This window comes from Cellulosimicrobium sp. G4 BAM 1002, from assembly GCF_057126935.1.
On record NZ_CP182109.1, the window covers coordinates 3,448,545 to 3,460,734 of the forward strand.

The following is a 12,190-nucleotide window of genomic DNA, read 5'->3' on the forward strand; positions in this document are numbered from 1 at the left end:
GGTAACGATTTTGCGACCGAGGCGAGCCGCCGCTCCACCGTGCAACGCCCTGACCTGCGAAGATGCTTGGGTGGGAGCGCGACCACAGCCGCGACGACCCCGACGGCGCTTGACACGGGTTCGCCCTGACGGCCACGATCACCTCGTTGCGTGGAAGCGCTACCACTCTGGAGTGGGAGCGCTGCCACAACCCCGCCCCACCGACAAGGGAGTCACCGTGCTGAGCAGCACTCGTACGACCCGCCGCCCCCGCAAGGCGATCGCCGCCGTCGCGGGCCTCGCGGCCTTCACCCTCACCCTGACCGCGTGCTCGAGCGGCTCCGGCTCGGACGACGACGAGACGGGCTCGGGCGACGAGGAGATCACCCTCACCGTCGCGACGTTCAACGACTTCGGCTACTCCGACGAGCTGCTCGCGGCCTACACCGAGGAGCACCCGAACGTCACCGTCAAGCAGACGAAGGCGGCCAAGTCCGAGGACGCGCGCAACAACCTCACGACCAAGCTCGCCGCCGGCGGCGAGGGCCTGGCCGACATCGAGGCCATCGAGGTCGACTGGCTCCCCGAGCTCATGCAGTACCCCGACCTCTTCACCGACCTCACCGACCCCGAGCTCGAGGGCCGCTGGGTGGACTGGAAGGTCCAGCAGGCGACGACGCCCGACGGCGCTCTCATCGGCTACGGCACCGACATCGGCCCGAGCGCGATCTGCTACCGCCAGGACCTCTTCGAGGCCGCCGGGCTGCCGACCGACCCCGCCGAGGTGGCGGAGCTCCTCGGCGGCGAGGACGCGACGTGGGACGACTACTTCGCGGCCGGCGCGACGTTCGTCGGTGCGAGCGACTCCGCCTGGTACGACTCCGCGATGTCGATCTCGCAGGCCATGGTCAACCAGATCGACAACGCCTACGAGGAGTCGGACGGCACCGTCAAGGACCTGGCGACGAACCAGGAGATCATCGACATCTACGACACGGTGCTCGAGCAGTCCACGACGAACGGTCTGTCGGCCGGTCTCGAGCAGTGGTCCGGTGACTGGGACGCCGCGTTCCAGAACAACGGCTTCGCGACGATGATCTGCCCCGCGTGGATGACCGGTCCGGTCGAGGAGCGCTCAGGTGGCGTCACCGGCTGGAACGTCGCCGACGTCTTCCCCGGCGGCGGCCTCAACTGGGGCGGCTCGTTCCTCACGGTCCCGGCCTCGGGCCCGAACGCCGAGGCGGCCAAGGAGCTCGCGGCGTGGCTGACCGACCCGGCGCAGCAGACGACGGCCTTCGAGAACGCGGGCACGTTCCCGTCGCAGCTCGAGGCTCAGGAGTCGGACGCGGTCCAGTCCTTCACGAACGAGTTCTTCAACGCCGCCCCCGTCGGTGAGATCTTCGTGAACCGTGCGCTCGCGATCGACAGTGCCCCGTTCAAGGGCGCGAACTACTTCTCGGTCCACACGGCCGTCCAGGACGGCATCAAGCGCGTGGACGTCGAGAAGACCGACGACGCCGCGTCGTCGTGGCAGAAGACGATCCAGTCCTTCCAGGACCTGGGTCTGTGACCTGACGGGGCCGGGCCGGTGCGCAGCGCGCCGGCCCGGCCCCGCCCGCGTCCCCGCCCGTCCCGGTCCAGACCCAGCAGCCCAGGAATCCCACATGGCCGTCCTCTCGCCCACCCAGCCCTCGCCCGGGCTCCGCGGGCCGACCGAGCGCACGCCGCGCCGCGTCGGCTTCTCCCAGCGCCTCGGGCGCTGGGACGTCAAGCTCTCGCCGTACCTGTACATCTCGCCGTTCTTCATCCTGTTCGCCGTCACCGGGCTCTTCCCGCTCGTCTACACCGCGGTCGTCTCGGTGTACGACTGGAACCTGCTGGGCGGCCAGGGCGACTTCGTCGGCCTGCAGAACTACAGCGACGTCCTCGCCCAGCCGACGTTCTGGAAGTCGCTGCGCAACACCGCCTCGATCTTCCTGCTCTCGTCCGTGCCGCAGGTGATCGCCGCGATCGCCATCGCGGCACTGCTCGACCAGAACCTGCGCACCGCGACGTTCTGGCGCATGGGAGTCCTGCTGCCCTACGTCGTCGCACCCGTCGCGGTCTCGATGATTTTCGGCCGCCTCTTCGCCGACCAGTACGGCCTCATCAACGAGATCCTCGGCGTCGTCGGTATCGAGCCCATCCGCTGGCACGCCGACGCCCTCGCGAGCCACGCCGCGATCGCGTCGATGGTGAACTTCCGCTGGACCGGCTACAACGCCCTCATCTTCCTCGCTGCCATGCAGGCCGTGCCGCGCGAGCTGTACGAGGCCGCGATCATCGACGGCGCCGGCCGGGTGCGCCAGTTCTTCTCCGTGACGGTCCCCCAGATCCGCGCCACGATCATCTTCGTCGTCATCACGTCGACGATCGGCGGGCTGCAGATCTTCGACGAGCCGCGCATGTACGACGCCCAGGGCCTCGGCGGCGCCGACCGGCAGTGGATGACCACGGTCCTCTACCTCTACGACGTCGCGTGGGGCAACCAGAAGAACTTCGGCCGCGCCGCCGCGATCGCCTGGTTGCTCTTCCTCGTCATCATCATCATCGGGATGATCAACTTCCTCGTCACCCGACGGATCTCGACGTCGAGCGCACAGCCCAAGCCACCACGGTGGGTCAGGCGGCGCCGGGAGGCCCAGAAGCGGGCGCGCGCCGAGCGCGCCATGTCCACCCAGCGCGTGAGCACGACCCCCACCCCGGGGAGCACCGCGTCCAGCACGACCGACCGGAGGAAGCGATGAGCTCCGTCCCCGTCATCGCCCAGACCGCCGGCCCGGGCGCGGCCCGCGCCGCCTCCCGCCGTCGGGCGGCCGGCAAGAACGTCGGCGGGACGCAGCGCCGTCCGCGCTGGGTGACGTACACGATCCTCGGCGTCGTCCTGCTGATCTCGGTGTTCCCGCTCTACTTCACGCTCATCCTCGGTTCGTCCACCCCGGAGGAGATCTCGCAGAGCGCGCTGCCCCAGCTCCTGCCCGACGCGAGCCTGTTCGAGCGGTTCGCGGACGTCATGAGCTCGGACGCGATCAACTTCTGGAAGGCCGCCTGGAACTCGGTGGTCATCTCGGTGATCACGGCCCTGTCGGTCGTGCTGTTCTCGACGCTCGCGGGCTTCTCGTTCTCGAAGCTCCGCTTCCGGGGCCGCGGCCCCCTGCTGGTCTTCGTCATCGCGACCATGGCGGTGCCGACCCAGCTCGGCGTCATCCCGATGTACATCCTCATGTCGGACATCGGGTGGATCGGCAAGCTCCAGGCGGTCATCGTCCCGGCGCTCGTCACGGCGTTCGGCGTGTTCTGGATGACCCAGTACCTCGGCGAGGCGCTGCCGTACGAGCTCATCGAGGCGGCCCGCGTCGACGGCGCGTCGATGTTCCGCACGTTCTGGTCGATCGCCCTGCCGGCGGCCCGGCCGGCGGCGGCGATGCTCGGCCTCTTCACCTTCGTCCAGCAGTGGACGAACTTCTTCTGGCCGTCGATCGTGCTGAACCAGAACAACCCCACGCTGCCGCTCGTGGTGCGTTCGCTGCAGTCGAACTTCTTCACCGACTACTCGCTCGTCATGGCGGGAGTCTTCCTGGTGACGCTGCCGCTGATCGTGATCTTCCTCTTCACCGGCCGCCAGCTCGTGGCCGGCATCATGCAGGGCGCTGTGAAGGGCTGAGCCCTCCGCACGACCGCGCACCGCGAGACGTCTCCCGCAGCGCGGACGACCGCCGCGCGGGCGGGCCGCCCAGGCCCGCCCGCGCGCCACTCCTCGACCTTCCGAAGGACAATCGATCCATGAGCCTCTTCGTCCCGTCCGCGCCCCTCACGGCGAACCCGGCGACCGCGACCGGTCGCGTCGAGATGCCGCAGGGCTTCCTCTGGGGTGCGGCGACCGCCGCGTTCCAGATCGAGGGCGCGGGGCACACCGACGGCCGCACGGACTCCGTCTGGGACGCGTTCGCGCGCGTGCCGGGCGCCGTCGTGAACGGCGACGACGGCATGGTCGCGTGCGACCACTACCACCGGTACCGGGAGGACGTCGCGCTCATGCGCGGGCTGAACCTCGGGGCGTACCGCTTCTCGACGTCGTGGGCGCGCGTGCGTCCCGACGGCGGCGCGGTGAACCCGGCCGGCCTCGCGTTCTACGACCGCCTGGTCGACGAGCTGCTCGAGGCCGACATCATGCCGTGGCTCACGCTGTACCACTGGGACCTCCCGCAGGCGCTCGAGGAGAAGGGCGGCTGGACGTCGCGCGACACCGCCTATCTCTTCGCGGAGTACGCGGTGACGATGCACGAGGCGCTCGGCGACCGCGTGGGGGTCTGGACGACGCTCAACGAGCCGTGGTGCTCGGCGTTCCTCGGGTACACCGCGGGCGTGCACGCGCCGGGACGGCAGTCGCGTGAGGACGGTCTCGCCGCGGCGCACCACCTGCTGCTCGGGCACGGTCTCGCCGTGCAGGCGCTGCGCGAGCGCGCGCCCGAGGCGAACCTCGGCATCACGCTGAACTTCACCGTCTCCGACCCGGTCGACCCGGACGACCCGGCGGACGTCGACGCCGCACGTCGCATCGACGGCCAGTTCAACCGGATCTTCCTCGACCCCGTCTTCCACGGCGAGTACCCCGCGGACGTGCTCGACGACGTCGCCCCCTACGGGCTCCTCGACCACGTCAAGGACGGCGACCTCGAGATCATCTCCACGCCGATCGACACGCTCGGCGTCAACTACTACAACGGCGGTTCCGTCTCGGGGCACCCGGAGTCGGCCCAGGCGGGCGAGACGGGCGGCGGGACCCGTCCGGAGGGTGTCCGCGACGACGCCGCCGACGCGACGGGCGCACCCGTGCGCGCGACGTCGTCCCCGTTCCCCGCGGCGGACGACGCGCACGACCGCTCGCGCGGCCTGCCCCGCACGGACATGGGCTGGGAGGTGCAGCCCGAGGGGCTGACGCGCCTGCTCACCCGGCTGCAGTCCGACTTCACGGGCCCTCGCGGCGTGGCCATGTACATCACCGAGAACGGCGCCGCCTACCCCGACCAGGTCGGGGCCGACGGCACGGTCGACGACCAGGACCGCCTCGACTTCATCGACGCCCACCTCCGCGCGACGCGTGACGCGATCGACGCCGGCGCCGACGTGCGCGGCTACTTCGCGTGGTCGCTCATGGACAACTTCGAGTGGGCGCTCGGGTACTCGAAGCGGTTCGGCATCGTCCACGTCGACTACGCCACGCAGGAGCGCACGGTCAAGGCGAGCGGCCACTGGTACGCCGGCGTCGCACGCGACAACGCCGTTCCTGCGCGTCACGCCGCGGCTCCCGCCCACGTCGGCGCCACCGCCCCGGACGCCTCGACCGGGGAGTGAGGTCGTGACGGGGGGCGGGACGGTGCGGTCCGGGGACCGGAGGCGGGATACTGTGCTGATGAACAGCCTGCGTTCCGCGCCGACCCTGGACGAGGTGGCCCAGACGGCGGGTGTCTCACGCTCGACGGCGTCGCGAGCGATCAACGGTGGCCTGCGCGTCTCGCCCGAGGCCCAGGCAGCCGTCGACGCCGCGGTCGCCGAGCTCGGCTACACGCCCAACCGCGCCGCCCGCTCGCTCGTCACGCGCCGCACGGACTCGATCGCGCTCGTCGTGCCCGAGCCCGACGACCGGATCCTCACCGACCCGTTCCTCGCGGGCACGATGCGCGGCGTCAGCGCGGCGCTCGGCGGGACCGACCTGCAGCTCGTCCTGCTCTTCGCGCGGCCGGACGAGCAGCCGGGACGGATCGTGCGGTACCTGAGCAGCGGTCACGTGGACGGTGCGATCGTCGCGTCGCACCACCGGGACGACGAGCTCGAGGAGGCCCTCCTCGCCGCCCGTCTGCCCGCGGTGTTCGTCGGACGCCCGTTCCACCCGACGCCGGACCTGCTCTACGTCGACGTCGACAACGTCGAGGGCGGTCGCCTCGCGACGCGCCGGCTCGTCGAGGCGGGCCGCACGCGCATCGCGACCATCGCGGGGCCGCAGGACATGACCGCCGGCGTCGACCGGCTCACCGGGTGGCGCGAGGTGCTGCACGAGGCGGGCCTGCCCGACGACGCGGTCGAGGTCGGCGACTTCGCGTCCTCGGGGGGCGCGGCGGCGATGGAGCGCATCCTCGCGAGCCACCCCGACGTCGACGGTCTGTTCGTCGCGTCGGACCTCATGGCCGAGGGAGCGCTGCGCGTGCTCGCCGCGCACGGGCGCCGGGTGCCGCAGGACGTGTCGATCGTCGGCTTCGACAACCTCATGAACGCGGCGAGCACGTCGCCGCCGCTCACGACGGTCCAGAACCCGATGGTCGAGATGGTGCGCGGCGCTACCGACCTCCTGCTCGACCTCGTCACGGGGCGCACCGAGCACGTCGCGTCGCACGTGCTCGCACCCGAGCTGGTCGAGCGCGACTCGGTCTGACCTCGCGCGGCGTCCGCCCGACGCGGCGCACCGGGCACGCCGTGCGTGGGAGGTCGCTTCTAGCCTGGGACCCATGAACCACGCGCCCGCCTCGCCGGACGTCGTCGTCCGGCGTGCCGACGTCCTCGCCTTCCGCTGGCACGCCCAGCAGCTCGACCGCGCCCCGGGATCCGGTGCGTCGCCCACCGACGCCGAGGTGCTCGACCTGGGCGTCCAGGACACGGGGCCCGACGGCGCGGCGTGGGCGCTCGAGGTCCGCGGCGCCCCGCCCGCCGGCCCGGACGACCTCGCGCTCGCCTGGACGCTGCGCGGCGCGCCGCACGCCTACCGCCGCCGCGACCTCGCCGCGGTCGCCACGGCGACCGCCCCTCTCTCGGAGGCCGACGCCGCCAAGCGCGTGTTCGACGCCAGCAAGCCCCTGCGCGCGGCGGGGATCGCCGTGCTGGACGCGCTGCGCACCGAGGCGGCGCTCGAGCACGAGATCGTGGCCGAGCCCACCGTGAAGGGCGAGCTGTCGACGCGGCTCACCGCACGGCTCGACGAGCCGTACCTGCGCTGGTGCCGGTCGTGCGGCGCGACGCACAGCTACGAGCAGACGTTCCGCCTCGCGGCCCTGCAGGCGGGCCTCGAGCTCGAGCCGGGGACGTCGCCGCCCGTGCTGCGCCGCGTCCCCGGCCTCGAACCACCCCTCTACGGCAGGCTCGGCGGCGACGCCGAGGACCGCTTCGACGTCGTGCGCGGCTACCTCCGGTTCTTCGGCCCCGCGACCGTCCAGGACGCCGCGGCGTTCCTCGACGCGCCCGTCGCCGAGGTCCGTGCGCACTGGCCCGACGACGTCGTGCGCGTCGAGGTCGCGGACCTCCCCCCGGCCGTGCGACCGGTCGAGCGTTGGGTGCTCGCCGCCGACGCGGACCGGGTCGTCGGCGCCGCCGACCGGCATCTCGACCGGCATCTCGACCGGCATCTCGACCGGCACGGCGACACGACCGGCGGGGCGCCGCAGGTCCGGCTCGTCGGCCCCTACGACCTGTATCTGCAGCTTCGCGACCGCGAGACCCTCGTCCCCGACCCGGCGCGCGCGAAGGACCTCTGGCGCGTGCTCGGTCGCCCGGGCGCCGTGCTCGCCGACGGCGACGTCGTGGGCACGTGGCGACCCCGCACGTCGGGCCGCCGGCTCACCGTTCTCACGGACGAGTGGATCCCCTGGGACGAGGGCCTGACGGAGGCCGTCGCCGAGCAGGCCGAGCGCCTGCGCGCCTTCCGCGGCGCAGCCTCGGTCAGCGTCACCGCGGCCTAGCGCTTCACGTGGCCGTACCGGTGCGTCGTGCGGCTCACCGCCTGCTCGCGGAGCACCGTGAGCAGCTCACGACGACCGCTCGCGACGACGGGGTGGTCGAGGACCGTCACGTCACCGACCCGCTCGGCCGCCGCCTCGTGCAGGCCCGGTGCGGACCCGACGACGCGGACGCGCCCGCGCACCGAGCCCGACGCCACGCGCCGCGCGAACTCCTCGTCGTCGACGTCGCGCTCCGTCGTGCCGCCGTCGCCCGGTCGGCCGAACCCGACGGGCGCCCCGGGCGCCGGGACCACGACGACCGGCACCCCGGCGGTGCGCGCCGCGTGCAGCACCCGCTCGACCTCGACGGCCGACGCATCGGAGCCGACGCGGACGGTGAGCACCTCGACCGGCCGGTAGCGGAACGCGTTCGACTCGACCTGCAGGCCCGAGGGGTCGTGAACCACGGAGAGCTCGCGCGCCCACCAGCGCGCGTCGTCCGCTGCAGCCCACGCGAGCCACGCCTCGGGCGACGTCTCCCGCGCGGGCGGCGCGGCGTCGTCGGGCACCGTTCGCCCGGCCGCCGTGGTGCCTGACGGCGGAGTCGCGCCGCGGTCCGTCCCCTCGCCCGTCGCGTCGCTCCACCGGCCGAGCTGCGCGACGTAGTTCGGTCCGCCCGCCTTGGCGCCCGGCCCGACGGCCGACTGCTTCCAGCCCCCGAACGACTGCCGCTGCACGATCGCGCCGGTGATGTGGCGGTTGACGTACGCGTTGCCGACCTGGACGGCGTCGAGCCAGCGCTCGACCTCGGCGTCGTCGAGGCTGTGGATGCCGCCGGTGAGGCCGAACGGGACGGCGTTCTGGAGCTCGATCGCGTCGTCGAGCGTCGCGGCGGTCATGAGGCCGAGCACGGGGCCGAAGTACTCGGTGAGGTGGAACGGCGACCCGGGCGCGACGCCCTCCTTGAGCCCGGGGGTCCAGAGGCGGCCCTCCGCGTCAGGTCCGCCGTCCAGAAGCCGGGGCCGCACGAGCCACGACTCCCCCGGCTCGAGCGTCGTCAGCGCGTGCAGGAGCTTGTCCGAGGCGGGCTCGGTGAGCGGGCCCATCGTCGTGGCGACGTCGGTCGCGGACCCGACCGCGAGCGACCGGACGGCGTCGACGAGCTGGCGGCGCACACGACGACCCGTCTCGGTGCGCGGGTCTCCCGCCGAGCCGACGAGGATCGCGAGCGAGGCGGCGGAGCACTTCTGCCCCGCGTGCCCGAACGCCGAGCGCACGAGGTCCGCGACAGCGAGGTCGAGGTCCGCCGACGGCGTGATGACCAGGGCGTTCTTGCCCGAGGTCTCGGCGAGCACGGGACGTGCGGGCTTCCACCGCGCGAAGAGCTGCGCCGTCTCGACGGATCCTGTGAGCACGACGCGCGCGACGTCGTCGTGCGTGACGAGGCGCGTGCCGAGCTCGTCGTCCGGGACGCGGACGTACTGCACGACGTCGGCGATCGAGCCCTCGTCCAGGCCCGCGAACGCCTCCGGCGAGGCCGCGACGGCGTCGCGCAGACCCGCGTGGATCGCCTCGACCGCGACCTCGAGGCAGCGCGGCGTCGGGGGTGCCGGCTTGGCGAGGACGGCCGACCCGGCCGCGAGCGCCGCGAGGACACCGCCGACGGGGATCGCGACGGGGAAGTTCCACGGCGGCGTGACGAGCGTGACGCCGTCGGGCGTGAACCGCGCGCCGGGCACCCGGTCCAGCTCCTCGGCGGACCGTGCGTAGTAGGCGGCGAAGTCGACGGCCTCGCTCACCTCGGGGTCGGCCTCGGCGACGGTCTTGCCCGGCTCGTGCACCATAGCGGCGACGAGGCCGGTGCGGGCCTCCTCGAGCCGGCGCGCGACGGCGCGCAGGGCGGCGGCGCGGTGGGCCGGCGCGACCCGCGACCAGGCGGCGGTCGCCCGCACGGCGGTCGCGACGACGTCGTCCACCTCGGTGGTGGACGTGAGCTCGGGCGTGCGGACGGGGACGTACCCGGAGCCCGGCCCGGTGACGAGGCGAGCCCACTCGCGCGACTCTGCCACGGCGGGGTCGGTGTCGGCGGCGTTGGCGAACCCGCCCCCGCCGGCGGCCGGGGCCTGCGCGCGCGGGCGGCGGCGGGGCGTCACGTCGGCTTCCTCGTAGTGCACCCCGTGGCGCACGGACGCGCGGAAGGCCGCCTCCTGGCGGTCCATCGGGCTGTCTGCGGGCGACCCGTCGGGCGCGAACATGGCGTGCAGGAAGTTCTGCTCGGCCGCGTTCTCCTCGAGACGGCGCACGAGGTAGGAGATCGCGACGTCGAAGTCCTCGTCGCGCACCACGGGCGTGTACAGCACGACGCGTCCGCCGCGTCCGGCGTGCGGCCCGGTCTCGACCCGGTCGGTCGCGACCTCGTCGCGTACCGCGCGGGCCTCCCCCGGCGCCATGCCCTGCAGCATCTCGACGTCGAGCGCGTGGCTCACGCCGCGGGCGCGGCCGAGCAGAACGGCGAGGGCGACGTGGAAGAGGTTGTGGCTCGCGACGCCGAGGCGCACCGCGTCGGTGCGCGGTGCGCGCAGCGCGTGGTCGAGGAGGCGGACGTAGTTGGCGTCGACGTCGGGCTTGGTCGGGTACGGCGCCTGCGGCCAGCCGTGCAGCTCGGCCTCGACGGCCTCCATCGCGAGGTTCGCGCCCTTGACGAGGCGCACCTTGATCGGCGCTCCCCCGGCGGCGACGCGCTCGGTCGCGAACCGGGTGAGCCCGTCGAGCGCGCCGAGCGCGTCGGGCAGGTACGCCTGGAGGACGATCCCGGCCTCGAGGTCGTGCAGGTCCTCGTGCGCGAGGATCTCGCGGAAGACCGCGGTCGTCAGGGCGAGGTCCTTGTACTCCTCCATGTCGAGGTTGAGGAAGACGCCGTGGTCGCGCGCCGCCCGGTACAGCGGAAGCAGCCGCTCGACGACGCGCTCGCACGACCCGTCGAGATCCCACGTGACGAGCTGCGACGCGACCGAGGAGACCTTGACCGACACGTAGTCCACGTCCGGTCGGCGCACGAGCGCGAGCGTGCGCTCGAGCCGCGCGTCCGCCTCGGCCTCGCCGAGCACGGCCTCCCCGAGGAGGTTGACGTTGAGCGCGTACCCCTCGGCCCGGGTCCGGGCGAGGTGGGGGCCGAGGCCGCGGCCGGCGTCGGCCACGAGGTGCCCGACGAGCTGGCGCAGCCGCACTCGCGCGGCCGGCACGACGACGCGCGGCAGCACCGGCGCGACGCCCGCCCCGACGCGTAGCAGCGTCCGGTCGACCGGTCCCAGGAACGAGCCGGCGCTGCCGGCGAGCTCACCGAGACGACCGAGCGCCCGGGCGGCGACCTGCACGTCCTGGGGGCGTGCGACGTCGTCGACGAAACGCACCGCGAGCTCGAGGCCCGTGGGGTCGGAGACGAGCGCTCCGAGCCGCTCCGCGGTCCTCCGGGCACGGGCGTCGCCCGCCCCCTCGCTGGCCGCGAGCCAGCGGCGGGCGAGGGTGGCCGCCTCCTCGACGAGGTCTTCCGGGGAGGTGAGGGTCGTGTCGCCGACGGCTCCGGGGGTGGGGAGCGGCCGGGCGGGCGCGTCGTTGCTCATCCCTCCAGGGTGCCCCCGATCGTCCGGGCTCGTCTTGTACGATCCGGGGCGACATGGCACCCGTTCGCGACAACGCCGAGACCTCGCCGCCCGCGGCGGACCAGCTTCTCGCCGCCCTCAGCCCGGCGATGGTCGCGCTCATGGACGAGCTGCCCGACACGATGTTCTGCGCCAAGGACGTCACCGGCCGGTACGTCGCGGTCAACCCCGTCTTCGTGGCGCGCACGAACGAGCGCTCGCGCCGCGCGGTGCTCGGCCGTCGGGCGAGCGACCTGTTCGTCCCCCAGCTCGCGGAGCGTTACGAGCAGCAGGACGCCGAGGTCCTGCGCGGACGTGCCCTGCGGGGCGAGCTCGAGCGCATCCGCCGGCTCGGCGGCACGTCCGGGTGGTTCCTCACCTCCAAGCTCCCGGTGCACGACGGCGCAGGTCGCCTCGTCGGGATCGTGTCCGTCTCGCACGACCTGCGCGCGGGCGCGGCCGACGACGCGACGATGGACGCGATGTCGGGGCTCGTCGCCGCGGTCGAGGCCGACCTCGGGGCGCGATGGACGACGGCGCGGCTCGCCGAGGCGGCCGGGTCCAGCACCGCGGTGCTCGACCGACGCGTGCGGCGCGTGTACGGCGTCACGCCGCGCCAGCTCGTCCTGCGCACCCGGGTCGACCACGCGACGCGCCTCCTCGCCGGGAGCGCCGCGTCGATCGGCGAGGTCGCGGCCGAGAGCGGGTTCTACGACCAGCCGTCGTTCACCCGCACGTTCGCGCGGCTCACGGGCGAGACGCCGGCCCAGTACCGCCGCCGCACCCGCCGCTGAGCTGTCCGCTGCCGCCGAACCCGGACCTGCCGAA

8 protein-coding genes are annotated in these 12,190 nt (G+C 73.4%); 7 read left to right on the forward strand and 1 reads right to left on the reverse strand.

Features of this window, described 5'->3' with window-relative positions; translation table 11 throughout:
- The first annotated feature begins 217 nt into the window (after window positions 1-217).
- From ACMXGY_RS15480 to ACMXGY_RS15505, 6 genes are all read left to right on the forward strand, one after another.
- Entirely contained in the window at window positions 218-1,549 is a 1,332-nt protein-coding gene (locus tag ACMXGY_RS15480; RefSeq protein WP_483773870.1) for an ABC transporter substrate-binding protein, read from the forward strand.
- Between the two features lie 94 nt (window positions 1,550-1,643).
- Window positions 1,644-2,765, forward strand: coding sequence for a carbohydrate ABC transporter permease (locus ACMXGY_RS15485; RefSeq protein ID WP_483773871.1), 1,122 nt, complete (start codon window positions 1,644-1,646; stop codon window positions 2,763-2,765).
- Window positions 2,762-3,682: a carbohydrate ABC transporter permease gene (locus tag ACMXGY_RS15490; RefSeq protein ID WP_483773872.1), complete on the forward strand. Its 921-nt coding sequence runs from the start codon at window positions 2,762-2,764 to the stop codon at window positions 3,680-3,682. The genes ACMXGY_RS15485 and ACMXGY_RS15490 overlap by 4 nt, the downstream gene beginning before the upstream one ends.
- Before the next feature lie 119 nt (window positions 3,683-3,801).
- Window positions 3,802-5,373 (forward strand): glycoside hydrolase family 1 protein, encoded by a 1,572-nt coding sequence (locus ACMXGY_RS15495; RefSeq protein WP_483773873.1) that lies wholly within the window; start codon window positions 3,802-3,804, stop codon window positions 5,371-5,373.
- Window positions 5,374-5,431: 58 nt separating this feature from the next.
- A complete protein-coding gene (locus ACMXGY_RS15500; protein WP_483773874.1) occupies window positions 5,432-6,448 on the forward strand; it encodes a LacI family DNA-binding transcriptional regulator in 1,017 nt (338 codons plus the stop codon).
- Window positions 6,449-6,521: 73 nt separating this feature from the next.
- Entirely contained in the window at window positions 6,522-7,745 is a 1,224-nt protein-coding gene (locus tag ACMXGY_RS15505; RefSeq protein WP_483773875.1) for a DNA glycosylase AlkZ-like family protein, read from the forward strand.
- Here the strand turns inward: ACMXGY_RS15505 and ACMXGY_RS15510 are convergent.
- Window positions 7,742-11,344, reverse strand: a complete 3,603-nt coding sequence (locus tag ACMXGY_RS15510) for a bifunctional proline dehydrogenase/L-glutamate gamma-semialdehyde dehydrogenase (protein ID WP_483773876.1) — start codon at window positions 11,342-11,344, stop codon at window positions 7,742-7,744. The two genes, ACMXGY_RS15505 and ACMXGY_RS15510, sit on opposite strands and share 4 nt — an antisense overlap.
- Before the next feature lie 53 nt (window positions 11,345-11,397).
- Between ACMXGY_RS15510 and ACMXGY_RS15515 the strand changes: the two genes are divergently transcribed.
- A complete protein-coding gene (locus ACMXGY_RS15515) occupies window positions 11,398-12,156 on the forward strand; it encodes a helix-turn-helix transcriptional regulator (RefSeq protein ID WP_483773877.1) in 759 nt (252 codons plus the stop codon).
- The last annotated feature ends 34 nt before the right edge of the window (window positions 12,157-12,190 follow it).

Excerpts from the sequence above, each read along its gene's own strand:
- ACMXGY_RS15485 (WP_483773871.1), top strand. The coding sequence starts at position 1,644 with ATGGCCGTCCTCTCGCCCACCCAGCCCTCGCCCGGGCTCCGCGGGCCG.
- ACMXGY_RS15490 (WP_483773872.1), top strand. The coding sequence starts at position 2,762 with ATGAGCTCCGTCCCCGTCATCGCCCAGACCGCCGGCCCGGGCGCGGCC.
- ACMXGY_RS15495 (WP_483773873.1), top strand. The coding sequence starts at position 3,802 with ATGAGCCTCTTCGTCCCGTCCGCGCCCCTCACGGCGAACCCGGCGACC.
- ACMXGY_RS15500 (WP_483773874.1), top strand. The coding sequence starts at position 5,432 with ATGAACAGCCTGCGTTCCGCGCCGACCCTGGACGAGGTGGCCCAGACG.
- ACMXGY_RS15505 (WP_483773875.1), top strand. The coding sequence starts at position 6,522 with ATGAACCACGCGCCCGCCTCGCCGGACGTCGTCGTCCGGCGTGCCGAC.
- ACMXGY_RS15510 (WP_483773876.1), bottom strand. The coding sequence starts at position 11,344 with ATGAGCAACGACGCGCCCGCCCGGCCGCTCCCCACCCCCGGAGCCGTC.
- ACMXGY_RS15515 (WP_483773877.1), top strand. The coding sequence starts at position 11,398 with ATGGCACCCGTTCGCGACAACGCCGAGACCTCGCCGCCCGCGGCGGAC.